Below are 20998 nucleotides of genomic sequence, written 5' to 3' on the forward strand. Positions count from 1 at the left end.
GGCTGACCCGCGGGCTCAGAACAGTCGCCGGTCGCGCTGCTCCAGGTCGAGGAGGAGCCGCTTGCGGTGCAGCCCGCCGCCGAAGCCGACGAGGCGGCCGTCGGCGCCGATCACCCGGTGGCACGGGATCACGACCGGCAACGGGTTGCGCCCGCACGCCGTGCCCACCGCCTGGGCGAGGGTCCGGTCGCCGAGCTGCCGGGCGAGGGAGCCGTAGGAGCGCGTCTCGCCGTAGGGGATCTCCGCCATGAGCCGCCAGACCGCCAGCTGCAGCTCGTTGCCCGACGGCCGCAGCCGCAGGTCGAACTCCCTCCGGTCGCCGGCGAAGTACTCCTCCAGCTGCCGGACGACGTCGGTGAACGCGGCGTCGTCCCGTTCCCCGAGCGCGGCCCCGTCGGGCACGTCCATGTACAGGGCGACCAGCGCGTCGCCCTCGGCCACCGGCGTCAGCGGGCCGATCGGCGACCCGGTGACGGTGTGCGTGCGCGTCACGCCCCGGATCGTGACGCACGGCACCGACAGGACCGGCGCAGCGCCGGCGTCCTCAGCCGAGGGCGTCGCGCTTCTTCTTGGCCTTCTTCTCGCGCTTGTCCGTGTCGTCGCCGCCGTCCTCCGCCAGCCGGCTGAGCTCGCCGCGGATGAAGTCGCGGGTGGCCAGCTCGCCGACGGCGACCCGCAGCGAGGCCAGCTCCCGGGCCAGGTACTCGGTGTCGGCGCGGGTGGAGGCGGCGCGGGCCCGGTCCTCCTCGGCCTGCACGCGGTCGCGGTCGGCCTGCCGGTTCTGCGCCAGCAGGATCAGCGGCGCGGCGTAGGCGGCCTGGGTGGAGAAGGCCAGGTTGAGCAGGATGAAGGGGTAGGGGTCCCACTGCAGGCGGACCGCGAAGACGTTGAGGATGATCCACACCGTCACGATGACGGTCTGGACGGCGAGGAAGCGGCCGGTGCCGAGGAACCGGGCGATGCCCTCGGCGAAGCGGCCGACCGCGTCGGGGTCCAGGCGCAGGAAGCTGCCGAACCCGCGCGCACCCCGGGGGACGTCGAGCCGGCGGCCCTCAGCCACGGCGGGCCCGCTCGCGCCAGTTCTCGGGCAGCAGGTGGTCCAGGACGTCGTCCACGCTGACCGCGCCCACGAGCCGGCCCTGGGCGTCGACGACCGGCGCGGCGACCAGGTTGTAGGTGGCGAAGTAGCGGGTCACCTCGGCCAGCGGCGCCTCCGGCCGCAGCGGCTCCAGGTCGTCGACGACCCCGCTGACCAGGGTGGACGGCGGTTCGCGGAGCATCCGCTGGATGTGGGCCAGGCCGAGGTAGCGGCCGGTCGGGGTGGCCGACGGCGGCCGGCACACGTACACCTGGCTGGCCAGCGCCGGGGTCAGTTCCGGCTCGCGCACCCGCGCCAGTGCCTCGGCGATGGTGGCGTCGGGGGAGAGGATCACCGGCTCGCTGGTCATGATCCCGCCGGCGGTGTCCTCGGAGTACTGCAGCAGCTGCCGCACCGGCTCGGCCTCGTCGGGCTCCATGAGCTCCAGCAGCCGGTTGCGGTCGACGTTCGAGAGCTCGGCGAGCAGGTCCGCGGCGTCGTCGGGGTCCATCACCTCGAGGACGTCGGCGGCGCGGCCCTCGTCGAGGGTGCCCAGGATGGTGATCTGGTCGGCCTCCGGCAGCTCCCCGAGGACGTCGGCCAGCCGCTCGTCGTCCAGGGCCTCGGCCACCTCGTGCCGGCGCTTGATCGGGAGGTCCTGCAGGGCGTGGGCGAGGTCGGCGGCGTTGAGCTCGCGGTACGTGGCGATGAGGGTCTCCGCGCCCTGGCCGCCCTGCGGCAGCGCCAGGCCGGTGACCTCGTCCCAGTTCAGGGTGTGCAGCTGGCCCCGGCGGCCCAGCCGGCCGGGTTCCTGGACGGCGAGCTTGGACAGCACCCAGTCGGCGGTGCGGGTCTGCTCGATGCCGGCGTCGACCACGTGCGCGGGGCGGCCGGACTCGGCGATGTGCACGGCACGGTCCAGCAGCTCCCCGAGGACGAGGGTCTCGCCGGCCCGCTGCTCGAAGCGCTTGAGGTTGAGGGTGCCCGAGGCCAGCACGACCGCGCCGGTGTCGACGGCGGTCACCCGGCCCATCGGCACGAAGATGCGCCGGCGGGCCACCACCTCGACCACCAGCCCCAGCACCCGGGGCGCGGCGGTGCCCACCCGCAGGGCGACGACGACGTCCCGGACCTTGCCGACCCGGTCGCCGTTGGGGTCGAAGACCGGCAGCCCGGCGAGCCGGGAGACGTAGGCCCTCGTCACCGTGGTCACGGAACCTCCTCGATGGCGATCGTCGGCTCCGTGCCGAGGGTGTGGATCTGACCGGCGGTGCCGTGGCCTGGCGAGACCGGCCACGCGCGCTGAGGCTACCGTCGGCGCCGTGTCGTCCCCCGCAGCCGAGCTCGAGTACGAGGTCGTCGACGTCTTCGCCCCCCGCGCCTTCGCGGGCAACCCGCTGGCCGTCGTGTACGACGCCGACGGGCTGACGACGGAGCAGTGCCAGGCGCTGGCCAACGAGTTCCACCTGTCGGAGACCTCGTTCCTGTGCGCGCCCTCCGAGGGCTCGGGGGCCGACTACCGGGTCCGCATCTTCACGCCGTACGCCGAGCTGCCCTTCGCCGGGCACCCGAGCGTCGGCGCGGCGCACACGCTGGTCCGCGCCGGGCGGCTGCCCGCGGGCACCGTGCGCCAGGAGTGCGGCGCCGGCGTCCTCGACCTCGTGGTGGACGACGACGGCGCGACCCTCTCCGGCGGGCGGCCCACCCTCGAGGACGGCCCCGAGCCCGGTGCGCTGGCCGCGGCGATGGGGCTCTCGGCCGCCGACGCCGTCGGCCTGCCCGCGCACGTCGCCGGCTGCGGGCTGCCCTTCAGCTTCCTGGCGGTCCGTCCCGAGGTGGTCGACGCCGCCGCTCCCGTCCCGGCCCTGCTCGGCGAGCTGGGGGTGGGGGAGGGCGTCTCGGTGCTGTCCTGGGACGCCGCGGCCTCCACCGCCTACGCGCGCGTCTTCGCGGCCGACCTGGGGTGGGGGGAGGACCCGGCGACCGGCTCGGCGGCCCTGGGCACCGGCGTCTGGCTGGTCGCCACCGGCCTGGTCGCCCCCGACGGGACGTCGTCCTACGTCGTCCGCCAGGGCGAGGCCATGGGCCGCCCGTCGGTGCTCTCCTGCACCGTCACCGCCTCCGGGGGACGGACCACGGCGACGACCGTGCAGGGTGCGGTGGTGCCGGTCGCCCGCGGCCGGATCCGGGTGCCCTCCTGAGCGCTCCGGCGGCGTCCGCGTGGGACGTGCACCGGCCCGGCGGACGGGACGTCGGCATCATCGCCGTGGCCGTCCTCGGCATCTCGCTGTCGGCGCCGCTGACCACGCTGGTGACCGCGCCGATGCTGGCGCTGGCCTTCTGGCGCAACGTGGGTGGCGCGGGGACCCTGCTGCCGGTGGTCCTCCTCCGGGACCGCTCGACGCTGGCCGGCCTGCGCCCGCGTGACCTCGGCAGCTCGGTGGTGGCCGGGCTGTTCCTCGCCGCCCACTTCGCCGCCTGGCTCCCGAGCCTGTCGATGACCACGGTGGCCGCCTCGACCGCGCTGGTCACCACCACCCCCATCTGGACGGCGCTGGCGGCCCGGGTGAGCGGCGTGCGGCTGCCCGCGGCCATCTGGTGGGGACTGGTGATCGCGGTGCTCGGGGTCGCGCTCATCGCGGGGGTCGACGTGACGGTGAGCCTGCGCGCCCTGGCCGGGGACGGGCTCGCGCTGCTCGGCGCGGTCTGCGCCGGCGGGTACGTGCTGGCGGGCGCGCGGGCCCGCCAGCGCCTGACCACCTCGGCGTACGCGGTGGTCTGCTACTCGGTGTGCGCGGCGGCGATCGCGGTGTCGGCCGTCGTCGTCCGGGCTCCGCTGGCCGGGTTCAGCGCCCGCGACTGGCTGCTGATCGCCGGGATCACCTTCTGCGCGCAGCTGCTGGGCCACACGCTGCTCAACCGGGTGCTGTCCTCGGTCGGCCCCACCGTGGTGTCGCTCGTCGTCCTGCTCGAGGTGCCCGGCGCGCTGCTGTTCGCGCTGGTGCTGCTGCAGCAGGTGCCGCCGCTGCTCGCCCTGCCCGGCGTGCTGCTCGTCGTCGTCGGCGTCGCGCTCGTGGTGCGGGCCAGCCGGCCCAGCACGCTGGTCGAGCCGGCGACCTGACGGGCCCGCGACCCCGTCGCTACCCTCCGGTCGTGGCCGAGCTCCGATCCCGCCGTTCCAACCTCGCCGTCCCGGGCAGCAACCCGCGGTTCCTGGAGAAGGCGAAGGGCCTGCCGGCCGACCAGGTCTTCCTCGACCTGGAGGACGCCTGTGCCCCGCTGGCCAAGCCGGGCGCCCGCAAGAACATCGTCGCGGCGCTGAACGAGGGCGGCTGGGGCGACAAGATCCGCACCGTCCGGGTCAACGACTGGACGACGGAGTGGACCTACCACGACGTCATCGAGGTCGTGGAGGGCGCGGGCGCCGAGCTGGACTGCATCATGCTGCCCAAGGTCGTCGACGCCACCCAGGTGCGGGCCCTGGACCTGCTGCTCACCCAGGTCGAGAAGTCCAACGGCCTCGAGGTGGGCCGGATCGGCATCGAGGCGCAGATCGAGAACGCCCAGGGCCTGATCAACGTCAACGACATCGCCTTCGCCAGCCCGCGGATCGAGACGATCATCTTCGGCCCGGCCGACTTCATGGCGTCGATCAACATGAAGTCGCTGGTGGTGGGCGCGCTGCACCCGGACTACGCCGGCGACCCGTTCCACTACATCCTCATGCAGATCCTCATGGCCGCCCGCGCCCGCGGTGTGCAGGCGATCGACGGGCCGTTCCTGCAGATCCGGGACGTCGACGCGTTCCGCGAGGTCGCCAAGCGCTCGGCGGTGCTCGGCTTCGACGGCAAGTGGGTGCTGCACCCCGGCCAGATCGACGCGGCCAACGAGATCTACGCGCCGTCCCAGGAGGACTACGACCACGCCGAGCTCATCCTCGACGCCTACGAGTGGTCGACCTCGGAGGCCGGCGGCAAGAAGGGCTCGGCGATGCTCGGCGACGAGATGATCGACGAGGCCAGCCGCAAGATGGCGCTGGTCATCGCCGGCAAGGGCCGCGCCGCGGGCCTCACCCGCACCTCGTCGTTCACCCCGCCCGAAGCCTGAGCCGCCGGACGCGACGGCCCGCCCGGTGCGCCGGGGCGGGCCGTCGCGGTCTCACGGGCCGAAGGAGACGCTCGACAGCGAGGCCAGCGCGATGAACCACAGGACGAACGCCAGGGCGACGAGCGCGCAGGCGATCGCGCCGACGATGATCCCGGCCAGCGCGAGGCCGTCGCCCTCCTCGCCGGTCTGCCGGATCTGCCGGCGCGCGACCACCCCGAGCACCAGCCCGGCCGGCGCGAACACGAACGCCATCACGAGGGCGAGGATCGCCATGGTGTTGGTGGGCCGCCGGTAGAGGCCGGGCGGCGGACCGTATCCGGGAGGCGCGCCGTACCCCGGCGGCGGGCCGTAGGCGGGCGGTGGGCCGTAGCCGTGAGGCGCGCCGTACCCGGGAGGCGGCCCGTACGCCGGCGCTCCGTGTCCCGGGGGCGGGCCGTGGCCGGCCGGCTGCCCGTGGCCGGGCGCGTCGCTGCTCATGCGGGTCCTCTCGTCGTGGTGGCTCAGCCGCCGGTCGCGGGGGCGGGCAGGGACGCCATCCGGGCGGCGATGCCCTCGGCCGCCGTCGCGCCCGCCGCAGGATCCTCCGCGATGAGCACCGACACCACCGCGCCACGCCCTTGCGCGAGCACGTCCTGCGTCGTCCCGTCCGCCAGCCGGTAGCGGACGGCCACGACCGTGCCGGTGAGCCCGTCGACGACGGGTGGGTCGAGGAAGGTCCGGTCGCCGGCCGGGCAGGACTCGAAGGCGTCCCGCAGCTCGGTCATCGCCAGCGCGCCGGCCGCGGCCGAGTCGTAGGCGATGGCCTCCGAGACCAGGCCCGGGATGCCGTCGGCGTCCAGCCCGACCACGGGGTGCTTCGCCGTCCGGTGCGCCTCGGAGGTGGAGGAGATCCCGCAGATGCCGTCCAGGCTCGGGTCGTCGGAGAGGTCGTCGTCGGCCACCGGGTTCGCCTGCACGGTCCACCCCGCCGGGAGGTCACCGGCGCGCAGCGCCACGGCCAGTGCGGCCTCCGCGGGGGTGGTCGCGGACGCCGGGTCGGCGGCGGCCGCGGCCGACTGCTCGGCCTGCGCGGGGGCCGGGTCCTCCCGCGGCGCTCGCTCGCCGGGGTCGCCGCCGCAGCCCGCCAGCAGTGCCCAGGCGGTGAGGACGGCGGCCAGGCGCGCGGTCACGCGGACGGCGCCGAGCGTCGCGGCCGGGGGACATCTCACGTGCTCCATACTCACCGGTAACCACGGACACCGGAGTCCCGGAGGAGCTTTCGCCATGACCCGCCTGGCCCAGACCGCCGACCTCACCGACGTCCAGCAGGAGATCCTGGCGACGGTCAGGAGCTTCGTGGACAAGGAGATCATCCCGTCCGCCCAGGAGCTGGAGCACGGCGACGTCTACCCGACCGAGATCGTCGAGGGCCTGAAGGAGCTGGGCATCTTCGGGCTGACCATCCCCGAGGAGTACGGCGGCCTGGGGGAGTCTCTGCTGACGTACGCGCTGGTGGTCGAGGAGATCGCCCGCGGCTGGATGAGCGTCTCCGGCGTCATCAACACGCACTTCATCGTGGCCTACATGCTCGTCCAGCACGGCACGGAGGAGCAGAAGCAGCGGCTGCTGCCCCGTATGGCCACCGGGGAGGTGCGCGGCGCGTTCTCGATGTCCGAGCCGGGGCTCGGCTCCGACGTCGCCGGCATCCGCACCAGGGCGGTCCGCGACGGCGACGGGTACGTGATCGACGGCCAGAAGATGTGGCTGACCAACGGCGCCAGCTCCACCCTCGTCGCCGCGCTCGTGCGCACCGACGAGGGGGCGGCGAAGGCGCACCAGAACCTGACGACCTTCCTCGTCGAGAAGCCGGCCGGCTTCGGCGAGGTGCTCCCCGGGCTCACCATCCCCGGGAAGATCGACAAGATGGGCTACAAGGGCGTGGACACCACCGAGCTGGTGTTCGACGGCTTCCGCGCCTCGGCCGGCGACGTCCTCGGGGGGACGCCGGGCCGCGGGTTCGCGCAGATGATGGACGGCGTCGAGGTGGGCCGGGTCAACGTCGCCGCCCGTGCCTGCGGCATCTCGATCCGGGCCTTCGAGCTGGCCGTGGCCTACGCGCAGCAGCGGGAGACCTTCGGCAAGCCGATCGCCGCGCACCAGGCCATCGCGTTCCAGCTGGCCGAGATGGCCACCAAGGTCGAGGCCGCGCACCTGATGATGGTCAACGCCGCCCGCCTCAAGGACTCCGGCGAGCGCAACGACGTCCAGGCCGGCATGGCCAAGCTGCTGGCCAGCGAGTACTGCGCGGAGGTGACCACGCAGGCCTTCCGGATCCACGGCGGCTACGGGTACTCCAAGGAGTACGAGATCGAGCGGCTGATGCGCGAGGCGCCGTTCCTGCTCATCGGTGAGGGCACCAGCGAGATCCAGAAGACGATCATCAGCCGGGGACTGCTCAAGGAGTACGCACTCAAGCGCTGAGCGACCTGGGTCCCGGGGTGCCCTCGCCGGAGGGCTGGGGCCATGGTGTCCCTGCAGGAGCTCGTGCTCTGCCCACACCGCTGGGCAGAGCACGAGTTCCCGCGGCAGCAGGTGGTGGCGCCCCGCCTTCGTGCTCTGCCCAGGTCGATGGGCAGAGCACGAGCGCGCGCGGGGAGAGAGGTCAGCCGGCGCTGCCGGGAGCCTCCTCGAACCGGACCTCGACCTCGTCGACGCCCAGCGACTGCGCCAGGGTGGTGAGCATCGAGCGGGTGTTGTCCTCGGCGCGGCTGACCAGGTCGCTCCCGTTCGCGGCCGCGGCCAGGCGGCTCTCGGCGAGGGCGAACAGCTCGGGGTCGTCGGCGGCGGGGTCGTCGGCGAGGGCATCCCCGACCCGCTCGACCAGGCCGCGGTCCCGGTCGAGGACGCGGCTCTCGGCGGGGTCGATGCGCACCTCGCCGATGCGCGGGGCCGGCAGCACGATCGTGGCCGACTCGCCGTCGGCCGACAGCGTCACCCGCTCGGCGTCCAGGCCCTCGAAGTCGACGGAGGCGTCGGCGGTGCCGGTGGCCAGGTAGGTGACCCGCTCACCGCTGATCACCGAGGGCACGTAGCGGGTGTCCACCTCGCGGTCGACGACGACCTGGAAGGTGCCCGTCGCCGCGTGGTACTCGTGCAGGTCGTCGAGGGCCAGCAGCAGCGGGGTGGTGCTGCGGTCGACCACGTCCTGCCCGAAGGGGTTGCCGGGCAGCCAGTCCCGCAGCTGCGCGGACAGGGGCACGAGCACGGTGAGCCCGACCCCGGCGGCGACCAGCCGCCGCCGCGTGCGCCGGGAACGCCGCGGCGCCCGGGCGCCGTCCGCGTGGACGTCGGTGGACCGGTCCTGCAGCAGAGCTGGCATGCGGCACCTCTCGCGGGTCGTGCGGGGGGATCGCCCGGTTCAGCGACCGGCGGGGGCGGTCCATTCCCGACACGTCCCGCCGTCCACCGGCACCACGGTCGGGGGCCCATCCGGGGAGGCGCCCCGAACCGGCTGGGGTTCTGCTGCGTGGAAGGACGGGAACACCGGTCCGCCGCACCGGCTTGGCTGGGGGCATGAGAGCTGTCGGAGTGACCGAGTTCGGTGGGCCGGAGGCCCTGCACGTCCTCGACGTCCCGGCCGAGCCGCTGGGCGCGGGCCAGGTGCGGCTGCGGGTGACCGCGGCGACGGTGAACCCCACGGACACCTACGCCCGCAACGGCAGCTACGCCCAGCGCGACCCGGTCAAGGAGTTCCCGTTCGTGCCCGGCATGGACGCCGCCGGTGAGCTGGTCGAGATCGGCCCGGACGTCGACACCGACCTGCAGGTGGGGGAGCAGGTCATGGCGGTCGTGCTGCCCTCCGGTGCGCACGGCGGGTACCGCGAGGACCTCGTCGTCCCCGTGGGGGCGGTCGCCCGCTCGCCGAAGGGCGCCACGGACGTCGAGGCCGCGACCCTGCCGATGAACGGCCTCACCGCGCGACTCGCCCTCGACCTCATGGCGCTGGAGCCCGGCCAGGTGCTGGCCGTGACCGGCGCGGCCGGCGCGTTCGGCGGCTACGTCGTCCAGCTGGCCAAGCAGGCGGGCCTGACCGTCGTCGCCGACGCCTCGGGGGCCGACGAGCAGCTGGTCCGGGACCTCGGCGCGGACGCCGTCGTCCGGCGTGGGGACGACGTCGCCGACCGCATCCGCGAGCTGTACCCGGACGGCGTCGACGGGCTGGCCGACGGCTCGGTGCAGGACGAGCTCGTGCTCCCGGCGGTCAAGGACGGCGGCGCCGTGACGACCGTCCGCGGCTACCGGGGGAACGGGGAGCGCGGGCTGCGCGTGCACCCGGTGATGGTGCGCACCTACGGCGAGGAGCAGCAGAAGCTCGACGAGCTGCGGCAGCTGGTGGAGGACGGCGTGGTGACCCTCCGGGTGGCCCGCACCTTCCCCGCCGAGCAGGCCGCCGAGGCGCACCGCGTGCTGGAGGGCGGCGGCGTGCGCGGGCGCCTGGTCATCACCTTCTAGCGGTCGCGGGAGTGGCCCCTGTCCTGCCAAGGTGGGGCCACTCCCGGGCAGCGAGGCCCGGCCGACGCGGAGGTGCACACATGGTCCACCGGCTCGTGGTCAGCTACGGACAGCCCACCGACCCCGGCGCGTTCGACGACTACTACCGCGACACCCACGCGCCGCTGGCGATCGAGATGCCCGGCCTGATCCGGTTCACCGTGGGCCACGGCAAGTCGATCGACCCCTCCCAGCCGGCGCCCTACTTCGTCGCCGAGCTCGACTTCGAGTCCGAGGAGGCGATGGGCAAGGCCTTCGCCTCCCCGGAGGGCCAGTCGGCTGCGGCCGACGTCGCGAACTTCGCGACCGGCGGGGCGACCATGGCGCACTTCGAGGTGCGTGAGATCCAGGTCGGCATGCCCAACCTGCCGTGACGGCGGTCCCGCGGCGGCGGCCGGGCGGGCGCGGGTGAACGGGGCCCAGGCGCTCATCCGCACGCTGGTCGCCGCCGGCGTCGACGTCTGCTTCGCCAACCCGGGCACCTCCGAGATGCACTTCGTCGCCGCGCTCGACGACGTCCCGGAGATGCGCGGCGTGCTCACCCTCTTCGAGGGCGTGGCCACCGGCGCGGCCGACGGGTACGCCCGCATGGCCGGCCGCCCCGCGGCGACCCTGCTGCACCTCGGGCCGGGCCTGGGCAACGGGCTGGCCAACCTGCACAACGCGCGCCGGGGCGGTGCTCCGGTGGTCAACGTCGTCGGTGACCACGCGCGGTCGCACAAGCGGCTGGACGCGCCGCTGGAGTCCGACATCGACGCCCTCGCCGGCGCCGTGTCGGACTGGGTGCGCCGCTCGCTGTCGCCGGCCGACGTCGCCGCCGACGCCGCGGAGGCGGTGGCGCAGGCGGCGCGCGGGGCGGTGGCCACGCTGGTGCTGCCCGCCGACGTCTCGTGGGAGGACGGCGCGCAGCCGGCCGCCCCGGTGCCGGTGCGCCCCGCGCCGCGGGTGCCCGAGCAGGTGGTCGCCGACGTCGCGGCCGCGCTCGCGTCCGGGGAGCCGGCCGTGCTGTTCCTGGGCGGGGACGTGGTCGCCTCCGCCGACGCGCTGCTCGCCGCCGGCCGGGTCGCGGCCGGCACCGGCGCGCGGCTGGTGAGCGAGACCTTCTCGGCCCGGATGGTGCGCGGCGCGGGCCTGCCGGACGTCGCGAAGCTGCCGTACCCGCCGGAGATGGCGATCGCCGCCCTCGCCGGGACGGCGCACCTGGTGCTGGCCGGCGCGACCGCGCCGGTGCACTTCTTCGGCTACCCCGACGTGCCGGGGACGCCGGTGCCCGAGGGGTGCACCGTGCACGTCCTGTCCGCACCGGGCGAGGACGGCGTCGCCGCGCTGCAGGCCCTGGCCGCGCTGGCGGCCCCGGACGCCGAGCCGGAACTGCTCGAACCCGCCCGCCCGGAGCTGCCCACCGGCGCGCTCGACCCGCGGTCGATGGCGGCGGTGGTCGGCGCGCTGCTGCCGGAGGGCGCGATCGTCGTCGACGAGGCGCTCACCTCCGGGGTGGGGCTGGCCGAGCTGACCTCCGGCGCGCCGCGGCACGACTGGCTCGCGCTGACCGGCGGGGCGATCGGCGACGGGCTGCCGATGTCGGTCGGGGCGGCGGTCGCCTGCCCGGACCGGCCGGTGGTCCTCATCCAGGCCGACGGCAGTGCGATGTACACGGTGCAGGCGCTGTGGACCCACGCCCGCGAGCAGCTCGACGTCACCACGATCGTCTGCGACAACGGCTCCTACGCGATCCTCGAGCACGAGCTGTCGCGGGTGGGCGCGCAGGGCGACGGCGAGCGGGCCGCGCAGCTGCTGCACCTGGGCGGGCCGGGGCTGGACTTCGTGGCGCTGGCCACCGGCATGGGGGTGCCGGCCACCCGGGCCACGACCGCCGAGGAGCTGGCCGACCAGCTGCGGACGGCGCTCGCGGAGCCGGGGCCGCACCTGATCGACGCGGTGCTGCCCGGCCGCCGGTGACGTGGCCCCGCGGGGCCGTGCCCGGTCCGCGCTGCGGGCGACCGCGGTCCTGGCGGTGGTGCTGCTCGTGCTGACCGGCGTCCTGTGGGGCCTGCAGCGCCGGCTGGTGTACCTGCCCGACCGGGGCCCGGTGCCGCCGGCGGCCTCGGTGCTCCCCGGCGGCCGGGACGTCGTCCTGGAGACCTCCGACGGGCTGCGGCTGGGGGCGTGGTTCCTCCCCGGCGACGGCCCCGACGCGCCCGCCGTCCTGGTGGCCAACGGCAACGGCGGCCACCGCGGGCTGCGAGCGCCGCTCGCCCGCGCCCTGGCCGGGCACGGCCTGGCGGTGTTGCTGTTCGACTACCGCGGCTACGGCGGGAACCCCGGCAGTCCCAGCGAGGAGGGGCTGGCGAGGGACGTGCGCGCGGCCCGCGCGTACCTGGTCGGGGACGCCGGGGTGCCGCCGGAGCGGCTGCTGTACCTGGGGGAGAGCCTCGGCGCGGCGGTCGTGACGGAGCTGGCGACCGAGCACGCGCCGGCGGGGCTGGTGCTCCGCTCGCCGTTCGTCGACCTGGCCGCCGTCGGCAGCGTGCACTACCCGTTCCTCCCGGTCCGCGCCCTGCTGCGGGACCGTTTCCCGGTGGCCGAGCGGGTCGCCACGGTGCACGCGCCGACGACGGTCGTGCTGGGGGACGCCGACGGCATCGTGCCGCCCGCGCAGAGCCGCGCCGTCGCCGCGGCCGCCGCCGGGCTGCACCGCCTGGTCGAGGTGCCCGGGGCCGACCACAACGACCGGGTCCTGCTCGACGGCGACGCGTTCGTCGGCGCGGTGGTCGAGCTGGCCCGGCACGTGACCGGCTGAGCCGCTAGTCGGTGCCGGCGTCGAGGTACTGGCGGGCCAGGCGCTTCGGGGCCCGGGCCAGCCACGCCTCGGTGACCAGCTCCGCGAGCTCGCCGGCGTCGATCTCCTCGAGGCGCACCAGCACGATCGGGTAGCCGTCGAAGTGTGGCGTCGTGAAGTAGACGGCCGGGTCGTCGGCGAGCAGCGCCTCCTTGGCGCCGAGGTCGGGCACCCAGGCGGCGAGGACCGGCCCCCGGGGTGCGGCGTCGCCGAGCGCGGCGAGGTCGGCGCGGCGCAGCGGGCGCTCCCACACGAAGCCCTTGTCGCGGACCCGCCACTGGAGGGTGTCCTGCCGCGGCCGCTCGTCGACGTCCGGCAGGGCCATGGCCGTGTCGCGGACGTCGGACCAGGTCGCCATGCGCGGCAGGCTAGCGGCGACCGCCGACCTGGCGGGGGCTCCGCCCGCCGGGCCAGCATGGGGACCCCGGCGAGAGGGAGGGCCCGTGGACGCCGCCGCGCTCCGAGACCTGCAGGCGCCGCTCAAGCAGCGGTACCGGGACGACCCGGAGGCCGCGCGGGCGCCGATGCACGCCGAGGCGGAGTACGCCGACCCCGGCATCACCTGCACGGTGCAGACCTGGGCCGGGCCGGTCCGCGCCGGGCTGCACGCCTACACCGGCGGCGACGGCAGCGACGCCTGCTCCGGCGACATGCTGCTGCAGGCGCTGCTGGCCTGCGCCGGGGTGACGATGCGCAGCGTCGCCACGGCGATGGGCGTGCAGCTCCGCTCGGCGCAGTTCAGAGCCCGGGCCGACATGGACGCCCGTGGCACCCTCGGCGTCTCCCGCGAGGTGCCGGTCGGGCTCGGCGAGATCACCGTGGACGCCGAGGTCGACACCGACGCCGACGACGCCACCCTGGCCAAGCTCGCCCAGCTGACCGAGCGGTACTGCGTGGTCGCCCAGACCCTCGCCCGCCCGCCGCACTTCCAGGTGCGGAGGGCGGTGCCGGCCGGGGGTCAGACCGTCGCGCGGTAGAAGGTGAACCGGCCGACGTGGCGGCGGGAGTCCGAGCCGGTCTCGGTGACCTCGGTGAAGCCGGCGCGCCGCAGCAGGTCGGGGAGGGCCGCGCCCACGTGGTGGCGGGCCGGGCCGTGGTGCTCGTGGCCGCGGTGACCCCCGTGCTCGTGGTCGTGCCCGTCGGCGTCCACCAGGTGCAGCGCTCCGCCGGGGCGCAGCACCCGCACGACCTCGCGCACCGCCGTCTCCTGCTCGCCGGCGGGCACGTGGTGGAGCATGAACGAGGAGAGGACGACGTCGACGCTGTCGTCGGCGTAGGGCAGCTCCTCCGCGTGCCCGCGGTCCAGCTGGACGGCCAGCCCGCGACGGGTGGCCTTGCGCTGCGCGCGGGCCAGGGCGGACAGGTCCGGGTCCACGCCGACGGCGGTGGCCGCGGGCTGGGTCTGCTTGGCCTCGAGCAGCAGGTTGCCGGTGCCGCAGCCGATCTCCAGGACGGTCTGGCCGGGGCGCAGCGCGGCCTGGTCGAGCAGCCGCCGGTGCACCTGCTGGACGCCGAGCAGCCGGGTCATCGGGTCGTAGAGGGGGAGCAGCCAGGGGCGCCCCATCCCGGGCAGGTACTCGCGGCCGGTGCCGCTGATCGCCGTCCGCAGCCGTGGCCCGCTGGTCGTCTCGCTCATGTCCCTGCCTCGCTCGTGCTCGATCTTCCGGTCTCGACCTCTACCCTCGGGCCTGCCACTCCGGGCGACAAAGGCGGTGCTTCGGGCGCGATGGGACGATCTTCGGACGAGCGGCCGATCGTGGGCCGGGTCGACGGTGCGCCGCTGTACGGCTACGCGCGGGTGGCCGGGCTGCCCCCGGTGACCGTCTCGCTGTTCGAGGGCGCGCACGGGCCGCCCGGGTTCCCGCACCGGCCGCACGCGCACGACTTCCTCGTCCTCAGCTACGTCGAGCGGGGCGCGGGCGGGCTGGTCCTGGACGGCCGGACGTGGGAGCTCACGGCGGGGGACGTCGTCGTGGTGGCGCCGGGGGAGGTGGTGGGCCCGGAGTGGTCGGGTCCGCACCTCGACGCGGCGGTGTGGACGGCGTCCTTCCCGCCGGACGCGGTGGAGCGGCGCAGCCCGGGTTCGCTCGGCTCGTGGCGGGCGCACCCGCTGCTGTTCCCGTTCGTCGGGCGCCGGGCCGGTGGGGTGCAGCGGCTGTCGGTGCCCGAGGACGAGCGGCCGGCCTGGGTGCGGCGGTTCGCCGGCCTCGAGCAGGAGCTGCGGGAGCGCCGCGAGGGGTACGCCGAGGCCGCGTTGGCCCGGTTGACGCTGCTGCTCGTGGAGCTGGCGCGGCTGGCGGCCGACGTCCCGGGGCACCTACGGCTGCGGGACGAGCCGCTGCTGGCGGCGGTCTTCGACGTGGTCGAGCGGCGGTACCCGGAGCCGATCTCGCTGCGCGACGTGGCCGCGGAGGTGGGGCTGTCGGCGGGCCACCTGACGACGGTGGTGGGGCAGCGCACCGGGCGCACGGTGCAGCAGTGGATCACCGAGCGCCGGCTGGCCGAGGTGCGCCGGCTGCTGACCGAGACCGACCTGACCGTGCAGGCGATCGCCGGCCGGGTGGGCTATGCCGACGCCGGCTACCTGATCCGCCGGTTCCGCGCGGCACACGGGGTCTCGCCTCAGGAGTGGCGCCGGGCGGGCGCGCCGGCCGGGGCCTAGCGGACCGGACACCCTCACCTGCGGGGGCTCGTGCTCTGCCCACCACCGTGGGCAGAGCACGAGTGTCCGCGGTCACACCCGGTCACCGGCCGGCGGTGCGGGGTGACACCCGACCGGGTGGGGCTGGCGCGGTGTTGTCCACAGACCGTCGCCGACCGGCCCTGCGGACCGTGCCGTTCTCTTACAGTCCGTCGACCTTGGATCCGATCTCGACAGGCCGACGGGGGTGGGCGTGCCGACTGCGACCAGTGCGCTGGAGGTGGTCGACGGCGAGGTGCGCGAGCTCATCCGGCGCCGTGGGCTGGACCCGTTCACAGATCCCGCGCCGGTGCGGCTGCTCGTGCGCGACGTCGTCGCCGACTACTCCGAGCGTTCCCTGACCTCGGCGCTGCCGCCGATCGGTGACGCCGACTCCGTGGTCCGCGACGTGCTCGACCGGGTGGCCGGGTTCGGTCCGCTGCAGCGGCACCTCGACGACCCGGAGGTCGAGGAGATCTGGGTCAACGAGCCGGGCCGGGTGTTCGTGGCACGGCGGGGGCGCAGCGAGCTGACCACGACCATCCTGGGCGCCGGGGAGCTGGCCGACCTGGTGGAGCGGATGCTGCGCACCTCGGGACGGCGGATCGACATGTCGACCCCGTTCGTGGACGCGACGATGCCAGACGGGTCGCGACTGCACGTGGTCATCCCGGACATCACGCGCCGGCACATGGCGGTCAACATCCGCAAGTTCGTGCTGCAGGCCCACTCGCTGGACGAGCTGGTCGCCCTCGGCACGCTGACGGCGCAGGCGGCCCGGTTCCTGGAGGCCGCGGTCGCGGCCGGGCTGAACATCCTCGTCGCCGGCGGCACCCAGGCAGGCAAGACCACGCTGCTCAACTGCCTGTGCGCCGCGATCCCGGCGCGGGAGCGGGTGGTCACCTGCGAGGAGGTCTTCGAGTTGCGGGTGCCGCTGCCCGACGTGGTGGCGATGCAGACCCGCCAGCCCAACCTCGAGGGCGCCGGGGAGATCCCGCTGCGCCGGCTGGTGAAGGAGGCGCTGCGGATGCGGCCCTCCCGGATCGTCGTCGGCGAGGTGCGCCAGGAGGAGTGCCTCGACCTCCTCATCGCGCTCAACTCGGGCCTGCCCGGCATGTGCACACTGCACGCCAACAGCGCCCGCGAGGCCGTGGTGAAGATGTGCACGCTGCCGCTGCTGGCCGGCGAGAACATCGGCCACGGCTTCGTCGTCCCCACGGTGGCGGCCAGCGTCGACCTCGTCGTCCACGTGGGCAGCGACCCCGACGGACGGCGGCGGGTGCGCGAGATCGCCGCGGTCCCCGGACGGGCCGAGGACGGCGTCATCGAGCTGGCCGACGTCTTCACCACCCGCGACGGCCGGCTGGTGCGCGCCGACGGCTACCCGCCGCACGCCGAGCGCTTCGCCGCCCACGGCTTCGACCTGCCGGCGCTGCTCGACGACGCCCGGTGGGGGTCGTGACCCTGACCGGGCCGCTGCTGGGGCTCCTGCTGGGCGTCGGCCTGCTGTTGATCTGGCGCAGCGGACCACGCGCGCCGCGGCGCCGGAGCGGGGCGCGCGGACCGTCGCGGCGGCAGCAGCGACTCGCCGCGGCCGGCCTGACCGGCATCAACGCCGCTCAGCTGACCGCCCTGCAGGTCGGGCTCGGACTACTGGTGTTGGTGGTCGTCCTGCTCACCACGGGCACGGTGACGGTCAGCCTGGTGTTCGCGGCGTTCGGGTTCGCGCTGCCGGCCGTCCAGGTGCGCCGGCTGGCGGTCAAGCGGCGGGCGGACCTGCGCGAGGTGTGGCCGGAGGTCGTGGACAACCTGGCCTCCGCCGTCCGCGCCGGCCTGTCCCTGCCCGAGGCGCTCGCCGCGCTGGCCACGCGGGGTCCGGAGGCGCTGCGGGCACCGTTCGCCCGGTTCGCCGCCGAGTACCGCTCCACCGGCCGGTTCGGAGAGTGCCTGGACCGGCTCAAGGACTCCCTGGCCGACCCGGTCGGTGACCGCATCGTCGAGACGCTGCGGGTGGCCCGCGAGGTCGGCGGCAGCGACCTCGGCCGGGTCCTGCGGACGCTGGCCACCTTCCTCCGCGAGGACGCCCGGGCCCGCGCCGAGCTGGAGACCCGCCAAGGATGGGTGGTGCAGGCGGCCCGGCTGGCGGTCGCCGCCCCGTGGGTCGTGCTCCTCCTCCTCGCCACGCAATCGACCACCCTCGACGCCTACGACTCGCCCCTCGGCACCGCGCTGTTGCTCGGCGGCGCCGCGGTCTGCCTGGTCGCCTACCGGCTGATGCTGCAGATCGGCCGGCTGCCGCAGGACGTGCGGGTGCTGCAGTGAGCGCGGCGCTCGCGGGGATGCTGCTCGGGCTGGCCGTGGCGGCCGGCGTCCTGCTCGTGGTCACGTTCGCGCCGCCGTTCCGTTCGGTGCGGCTGGTCGACCGGCTCGCTCCGTACGTGCACGACACCCCGCCGCCGTCCCGGCTGCTGGGCACGGCGACCGAGGCCGGACTGCTCACCGCCGCGCGCCGGGTCTTCGGCCCGGTGGTCGCCGACGGCGCCCGTCTGGTCGACCGCGTCCTCGGCGGCCGGACGGCGGTGCGCCGCCGCCTCGACGCGCTGGGCGGGGACTCGACCGTCGAGGACCTCCGCATCGAGCAGGTGGTCTGGGGCGGCCTCGGACTGCTGGGCGCCGCGCTCCTCGCCGGGGTCGGCTCGCTGCTCGCAGGCAGCCTCAACGTGCTGTCGGCGGCGCTGCTCTGTGTCGCCGGCCTGGTCGGCGGGGTGCTCGGCCGCGACTGGTGGCTCACCCAGCAGGTCCGCCGCCGCGAGGAGCTGCTGCTCGCGGAGTTCCCCGTCGTCGCCGAGCTGCTCGCGCTCGCGGTGACCGCGGGGGAGAGCCCGACCGCGGCGATCGCCCGTGTCACCCGGCTCTCCGGCGGTGAGCTCGCCGGCGAGCTGGGCTCCGCGCTCGGCCGCGCCCGCGCCGGGGTGCCGCTGACCGACGCGCTGCAGCAGGTCGCCGACCGGACGTCGGTCGACGCGCTGGCCCGGTTCATCGACGGCCTGCTCGTCGCCATCGAGCGCGGCACCCCGCTGGCCGAGGTGCTCCGTGCCCAGGCGGCCGACGTGCGCGAGGCCGGCAAGCGCCGGCTGCTGGAGGCCGGCGGGCGGAAGGAGATCGCGATGATGGTCCCGGTCGTCTTCCTGGTGCTGCCGGTCACCGTTCTCTTCGCCCTGTTCCCGGGGTTGATCAGCATCGTCTCGCTGGCGCGATGAGCCGGCGGACTCGACAGGAAGGACGACACTGATGCCGCAGTTCACGGGGGTCCTGGCCGTGCTGGCCGCGTTGGGCGACCGGCTCAGGGGCGAGGACCCCGAGCGGGGCGACGTCCCGGGCTGGGTGATGATCACGGTGATGACGGCGGCCCTGGTGCTGGCCATCCTCATCCCGTTCCGCGAGGCGATCGTCTCCGCGGTGACCAACGCGCTGGACTCCGTCACGACAGGTGGCTGAGAAAGGACCCCTCTGCCCCCCGCCCCTCGCAGGCTCGGCGCGGGCCCCGGGACGGGGCCGTTCCAGCACCTCACCCGGCGAGGGCGAGCGGGGCGGGGCGGTCGTCGAGTTCGTCTTCGTCTCGGTGCTGGTCGTGGTGCTGCTGCTGGCGGTGCTGCAGGTGGCGGTCTACGTGCACGTGCGCAACGTGGTGACCGCCAGTGCGCAGGAGGGTGCCCGGTACGCGGCGCTCGGCGACGTCGCGTCGTCGGCCGGTGCCGACCGCGCGGTGGCGACGGTGGCGCGGGCGACGTCGGTCGGGACGGCGGAGGGGCTGGTGTGCAGCTCGGTCGAGGAGGCCGACGACACCGGGCTGACGCTGGTGGTCGTCCGCTGCTCGGGGTCGGTGCCGACCCTGCTGGCGGGGCTGGGCGGCCTGCTGCCGCTCGAGGTGACCGGCCGGGCGGTCAAGGAGGCCGCGGCGTGAGGTGGCTGCGCGCACGACTGGGTCAGATGGAGGGTGAGAGGGGCTCGGCGCTGGTCGAGTTCGTGTTCATCGCGATCGTCGTGTTCGTGCCGCTGGTCTACATCGTGGCCGGGTTCTCCGCGGTGCAGCGCGGGGTGTTCGCCTCCACCGCGGCGGCGCGCGAGGCCGGCCGGGCGATCGGCACCGCTCCCGACCCGGTCAGCGGTGCCGCCCGCGCTGAGGTCGCGGCGCGGCTGGCGGTCGAGGACCAGGCGGTCGACGCCACCGACGTCCGGCTGGCCTACGCACCGCCGGGTGCCGACTGCGACGCCGCCGGCAGCTACACGCCGAGCCTGACGCCGGGGGAGGAGTTCTCCGTCTGCGTCACCGTGACCGTGCGCATCCCGCTGCTGCCGGAGTTCGCCGACGCCAACACCGCCACCGGCCAGTTCGTCGTCGAGCGCGACCGCTACGTCGACCGCTGAGCGGCCGGCTCACTGCGTCGAGTAGCCGCCGTCGATCACGAGCTCGGAGCCGGTCACGTAGGACGCCTCGTCCGAGGCGAGGAAGAGCACGCCGTAGGCGACCTCGTCCGGTCGCCCCATCCGCTGCAGGGGCGTGGCGCCGACGACGATCGGGATGACCTCGTCGGGCACGTCCTCCGCCACCATCGGTGTGTCGATGATCCCGGGGTGCACCGAGTTGACGCGGATGCCGTCCCCGGCGAACTCGACGGCCGCGGTCTTGGTCAGGAGGCGGACGGCACCCTTCGTCCCCTGGTAGGCCGTCGCTCCGCCACTCCCGATCAGGCCGTAGATCGACGACGTGTTGATGATCGATCCGCCACCGGCCCGGCGCATCGCGGGTGCGACGGCCCTCATGCCCAGCCACACCCCGGTCTGGTTGGTCGCGATCACCCGCTCCCAGTTCTCCATGGTCGTGGCCTCGACGCCGGCCATGTCGAGGACGCCGGCGTTGTTCACCAGCACGTCGAGCCGGCCGAAGCGCTCCTCGGCCAGTGCCACCGCGCCGGCCCAGCCGTCCTCGTCGCTCACGTCGAACGCGTGGGCGACCACGTCGTGGCCCTTGTCCGTGAGCTCCGCGGCCACCTCGGCGAGCTGCTCGCCGCGGATGTCCCCGAGCACCAGGCGGGCCCCCTCGGAGGCGAACAGCGCCGCCTCCGCGGCCCCCTGACCCCGTGCCGCACCCGTGATCAGCGCGACCTTGCCGGCGAGACGGTCACTCATGGCGTCCTCCCGATCCGGTCGTCCGCTCGGGCACGGCGGCCGTCCGCGGCAGGAGGCCGGCGAGGAGAGCCGGACGACGCGGTGTGGTTCAGGCCCCCCGACGAGACCTGCCGGTGGGCGCATCGAAACGCAGGGCGTCGACGACTCTCCTCGTCCCGCCGGACCGCAGAAGGGCAGAAGGTCCTGGCCGCGGGCGCCGGGCCTTCGGGATCTCCGCGCGCTGTGCGGCCTCCTCGTCGAACACGCCCAGCCCGTCGTCGTCGGACGCCGGGGCCTGCCGCCGTTCCACCCGGTTCGACAGGACGACGCCGAGGCACACCACGCCCGCCGTCGCCCCCGTCGCCCACAGGATCAGGGCCCAGTTCCACCACGCCATCGCTCCCACGTCCCCCCAGTAGCTCCGAGCGGAGAGCGTTCGACGAAGTGAGCTGCACCACAACGGTGTGCGCCGGGAGGTCACCCCAACGGAGCACGGCTGCGCCCGGTCGGGGGCACCCAGGTCATCGGCCGGGCGCTGCGTCAGGGCCTGTCGGCGCGGGCCCGGCCGCGGGACCCTGCTGCTCGCACGCGTCTC

The 20998-nt window shown here is 75.1% G+C and carries 25 protein-coding genes; 16 read left to right on the forward strand and 9 right to left on the reverse strand.

Going from position 1 to position 20998, the window contains the following annotated elements; genetic code table 11:
* Nucleotides 1–15: 15 nt before the first annotated feature.
* From ACI78Q_RS10535 to ACI78Q_RS10545, 3 genes are read right to left on the reverse strand one after another with little or no spacing between them, the layout of a single operon-like run.
* The gene (locus ACI78Q_RS10535) at nucleotides 16–492 is read right to left on the reverse strand and encodes a methylated-DNA--[protein]-cysteine S-methyltransferase (protein WP_456923295.1); all 477 of its coding nucleotides are present in this window, start codon (nucleotides 490–492) and stop codon (nucleotides 16–18) included.
* 52 nt (nucleotides 493–544) lie between these two features.
* On the reverse strand, nucleotides 545–1060 hold the full coding sequence (locus ACI78Q_RS10540) for a DUF1003 domain-containing protein (protein ID WP_456923296.1): 516 nt from the start codon (nucleotides 1058–1060) through the stop codon (nucleotides 545–547).
* Entirely contained in the window at nucleotides 1053–2291 is a 1239-nt protein-coding gene (locus ACI78Q_RS10545) for a magnesium transporter MgtE N-terminal domain-containing protein (RefSeq protein ID WP_456923298.1), read from the reverse strand. The genes ACI78Q_RS10540 and ACI78Q_RS10545 overlap by 8 nt, the downstream gene beginning before the upstream one ends.
* 109 nt (nucleotides 2292–2400) lie before the next feature.
* Between ACI78Q_RS10545 and ACI78Q_RS10550 the strand changes: the two genes are divergently transcribed.
* From ACI78Q_RS10550 to ACI78Q_RS10560, 3 genes are read left to right on the forward strand one after another with little or no spacing between them, the layout of a single operon-like run.
* On the forward strand, nucleotides 2401–3279 hold the full coding sequence (locus tag ACI78Q_RS10550; protein WP_456923299.1) for a PhzF family phenazine biosynthesis protein: 879 nt from the start codon (nucleotides 2401–2403) through the stop codon (nucleotides 3277–3279).
* A 26-nt stretch (nucleotides 3280–3305) separates the two neighbouring features.
* Nucleotides 3306–4199, forward strand: a complete 894-nt coding sequence (locus ACI78Q_RS10555) for a DMT family transporter (protein WP_456923300.1) — start codon at nucleotides 3306–3308, stop codon at nucleotides 4197–4199.
* A gap of 32 nt (nucleotides 4200–4231) precedes the next feature.
* Nucleotides 4232–5185 carry an HpcH/HpaI aldolase/citrate lyase family protein gene (locus tag ACI78Q_RS10560; protein WP_456923301.1) on the forward strand — a complete coding sequence of 318 codons (954 nt, stop codon included), beginning with the start codon at nucleotides 4232–4234 and terminating at the stop codon, nucleotides 5183–5185.
* 51 nt (nucleotides 5186–5236) lie between these two features.
* Here ACI78Q_RS10560 and ACI78Q_RS10565 read toward each other — a convergent pair whose 3' ends face one another.
* Together ACI78Q_RS10565 and ACI78Q_RS10570 are read right to left on the reverse strand one after the other, a co-directional pair.
* A complete protein-coding gene (locus ACI78Q_RS10565) occupies nucleotides 5237–5662 on the reverse strand; it encodes a DUF4190 domain-containing protein (protein WP_456923302.1) in 426 nt (141 codons plus the stop codon).
* A 23-nt stretch (nucleotides 5663–5685) separates the two neighbouring features.
* Nucleotides 5686–6393, reverse strand: a complete 708-nt coding sequence (locus ACI78Q_RS10570) for a hypothetical protein (RefSeq protein WP_456923303.1) — start codon at nucleotides 6391–6393, stop codon at nucleotides 5686–5688.
* Nucleotides 6394–6448: 55 nt separating this feature from the next.
* Here ACI78Q_RS10570 and ACI78Q_RS10575 point away from each other — a divergent pair, with 55 nt between their 5' ends.
* The gene (locus ACI78Q_RS10575; RefSeq protein WP_456923304.1) at nucleotides 6449–7645 is read left to right on the forward strand and encodes an acyl-CoA dehydrogenase family protein; all 1197 of its coding nucleotides are present in this window, start codon (nucleotides 6449–6451) and stop codon (nucleotides 7643–7645) included.
* Between the two features lie 181 nt (nucleotides 7646–7826).
* On the opposite strand, the gene ACI78Q_RS10580 is transcribed toward ACI78Q_RS10575, so the two are convergent.
* Nucleotides 7827–8543: a DUF4230 domain-containing protein gene (locus ACI78Q_RS10580; RefSeq protein WP_456923305.1), complete on the reverse strand. Its 717-nt coding sequence runs from the start codon at nucleotides 8541–8543 to the stop codon at nucleotides 7827–7829.
* A 194-nt stretch (nucleotides 8544–8737) separates the two neighbouring features.
* Between ACI78Q_RS10580 and ACI78Q_RS10585 the strand changes: the two genes are divergently transcribed.
* The 4 genes from ACI78Q_RS10585 (at nucleotide 8738) to ACI78Q_RS10600 (ending at nucleotide 12515) form a co-directional block, all read left to right on the forward strand.
* A complete protein-coding gene (locus tag ACI78Q_RS10585; RefSeq protein ID WP_456923306.1) occupies nucleotides 8738–9676 on the forward strand; it encodes an NADP-dependent oxidoreductase in 939 nt (312 codons plus the stop codon).
* An 80-nt stretch (nucleotides 9677–9756) separates the two neighbouring features.
* Nucleotides 9757–10089, forward strand: coding sequence for an EthD family reductase (locus ACI78Q_RS10590; protein ID WP_456923307.1), 333 nt, complete (start codon nucleotides 9757–9759; stop codon nucleotides 10087–10089).
* Between the two features lie 34 nt (nucleotides 10090–10123).
* Nucleotides 10124–11674 carry an acetolactate synthase large subunit gene (locus tag ACI78Q_RS10595; protein WP_456923308.1) on the forward strand — a complete coding sequence of 517 codons (1551 nt, stop codon included), beginning with the start codon at nucleotides 10124–10126 and terminating at the stop codon, nucleotides 11672–11674.
* Between the two features lies 1 nt (nucleotide 11675).
* The gene (locus ACI78Q_RS10600; protein WP_456923310.1) at nucleotides 11676–12515 is read left to right on the forward strand and encodes an alpha/beta hydrolase; all 840 of its coding nucleotides are present in this window, start codon (nucleotides 11676–11678) and stop codon (nucleotides 12513–12515) included.
* 4 nt (nucleotides 12516–12519) lie between these two features.
* On the opposite strand, the gene ACI78Q_RS10605 is transcribed toward ACI78Q_RS10600, so the two are convergent.
* Nucleotides 12520–12912 (reverse strand): MmcQ/YjbR family DNA-binding protein, encoded by a 393-nt coding sequence (locus ACI78Q_RS10605; protein ID WP_456923312.1) that lies wholly within the window; start codon nucleotides 12910–12912, stop codon nucleotides 12520–12522.
* Nucleotides 12913–12997: 85 nt separating this feature from the next.
* On the opposite strand from ACI78Q_RS10605, the gene ACI78Q_RS10610 reads away from it, so the two are divergent.
* Nucleotides 12998–13531, forward strand: coding sequence for an OsmC family protein (locus ACI78Q_RS10610; RefSeq protein WP_456923313.1), 534 nt, complete (start codon nucleotides 12998–13000; stop codon nucleotides 13529–13531).
* Here ACI78Q_RS10610 and ACI78Q_RS10615 read toward each other — a convergent pair.
* Nucleotides 13513–14190, reverse strand: a complete 678-nt coding sequence (locus ACI78Q_RS10615; protein WP_456923314.1) for a class I SAM-dependent methyltransferase — start codon at nucleotides 14188–14190, stop codon at nucleotides 13513–13515. The two genes, ACI78Q_RS10610 and ACI78Q_RS10615, sit on opposite strands and share 19 nt — an antisense overlap.
* Before the next feature lie 90 nt (nucleotides 14191–14280).
* Between ACI78Q_RS10615 and ACI78Q_RS10620 the strand changes: the two genes are divergently transcribed.
* The 7 genes from ACI78Q_RS10620 (at nucleotide 14281) to ACI78Q_RS10650 (ending at nucleotide 19662) form a co-directional block, all read left to right on the forward strand.
* Nucleotides 14281–15216 carry an AraC family transcriptional regulator gene (locus ACI78Q_RS10620; RefSeq protein ID WP_456923315.1) on the forward strand — a complete coding sequence of 312 codons (936 nt, stop codon included), beginning with the start codon at nucleotides 14281–14283 and terminating at the stop codon, nucleotides 15214–15216.
* A gap of 232 nt (nucleotides 15217–15448) precedes the next feature.
* Complete coding sequence (locus ACI78Q_RS10625; protein ID WP_456923316.1) at nucleotides 15449–16696, forward strand: CpaF family protein; 1248 nt, start codon at nucleotides 15449–15451, stop codon at nucleotides 16694–16696.
* Nucleotides 16684–17556, forward strand: coding sequence for a type II secretion system F family protein (locus ACI78Q_RS10630; RefSeq protein WP_456923317.1), 873 nt, complete (start codon nucleotides 16684–16686; stop codon nucleotides 17554–17556). The genes ACI78Q_RS10625 and ACI78Q_RS10630 overlap by 13 nt, the downstream gene beginning before the upstream one ends.
* The gene (locus ACI78Q_RS10635) at nucleotides 17553–18494 is read left to right on the forward strand and encodes a type II secretion system F family protein (RefSeq protein ID WP_456923318.1); all 942 of its coding nucleotides are present in this window, start codon (nucleotides 17553–17555) and stop codon (nucleotides 18492–18494) included. The genes ACI78Q_RS10630 and ACI78Q_RS10635 overlap by 4 nt, the downstream gene beginning before the upstream one ends.
* A gap of 31 nt (nucleotides 18495–18525) precedes the next feature.
* Entirely contained in the window at nucleotides 18526–18732 is a 207-nt protein-coding gene (locus ACI78Q_RS10640) for a hypothetical protein (protein ID WP_097207893.1), read from the forward strand.
* Nucleotides 18725–19198: a TadE/TadG family type IV pilus assembly protein gene (locus tag ACI78Q_RS10645; protein WP_456923319.1), complete on the forward strand. Its 474-nt coding sequence runs from the start codon at nucleotides 18725–18727 to the stop codon at nucleotides 19196–19198. Before ACI78Q_RS10640 ends, ACI78Q_RS10645 begins: the two co-directional genes overlap by 8 nt.
* A complete protein-coding gene (locus tag ACI78Q_RS10650) occupies nucleotides 19195–19662 on the forward strand; it encodes a hypothetical protein (RefSeq protein ID WP_456923320.1) in 468 nt (155 codons plus the stop codon). Before ACI78Q_RS10645 ends, ACI78Q_RS10650 begins: the two co-directional genes overlap by 4 nt.
* Before the next feature lie 9 nt (nucleotides 19663–19671).
* Here ACI78Q_RS10650 and ACI78Q_RS10655 read toward each other — a convergent pair whose 3' ends face one another.
* Nucleotides 19672–20424 carry an SDR family NAD(P)-dependent oxidoreductase gene (locus tag ACI78Q_RS10655; protein WP_456923321.1) on the reverse strand — a complete coding sequence of 251 codons (753 nt, stop codon included), beginning with the start codon at nucleotides 20422–20424 and terminating at the stop codon, nucleotides 19672–19674.
* Between the last annotated feature and the right edge of the window lie 574 nt (nucleotides 20425–20998).

It is taken from the genome of Geodermatophilus sp. SYSU D00705, assembly GCF_054050135.1.

Coding starts and splice junctions, on each gene's coding strand:
- ACI78Q_RS10565 (WP_456923302.1), bottom strand. CDS start 5,662: ATGAGCAGCGACGCGCCCGGCCACGGGCAGCCGGCCGGCCACGGCCCG.
- ACI78Q_RS10605 (WP_456923312.1), bottom strand. CDS start 12,912: ATGGCGACCTGGTCCGACGTCCGCGACACGGCCATGGCCCTGCCGGAC.
- ACI78Q_RS10590 (WP_456923307.1), top strand. CDS start 9,757: ATGGTCCACCGGCTCGTGGTCAGCTACGGACAGCCCACCGACCCCGGC.
- ACI78Q_RS10615 (WP_456923314.1), bottom strand. CDS start 14,190: ATGAGCGAGACGACCAGCGGGCCACGGCTGCGGACGGCGATCAGCGGC.
- ACI78Q_RS10640 (WP_097207893.1), top strand. CDS start 18,526: ATGCCGCAGTTCACGGGGGTCCTGGCCGTGCTGGCCGCGTTGGGCGAC.
- ACI78Q_RS10575 (WP_456923304.1), top strand. CDS start 6,449: ATGACCCGCCTGGCCCAGACCGCCGACCTCACCGACGTCCAGCAGGAG.
- ACI78Q_RS10655 (WP_456923321.1), bottom strand. CDS start 20,424: ATGAGTGACCGTCTCGCCGGCAAGGTCGCGCTGATCACGGGTGCGGCA.
- ACI78Q_RS10585 (WP_456923306.1), top strand. CDS start 8,738: ATGAGAGCTGTCGGAGTGACCGAGTTCGGTGGGCCGGAGGCCCTGCAC.
- ACI78Q_RS10620 (WP_456923315.1), top strand. CDS start 14,281: ATGGGACGATCTTCGGACGAGCGGCCGATCGTGGGCCGGGTCGACGGT.
- ACI78Q_RS10580 (WP_456923305.1), bottom strand. CDS start 8,543: ATGCCAGCTCTGCTGCAGGACCGGTCCACCGACGTCCACGCGGACGGC.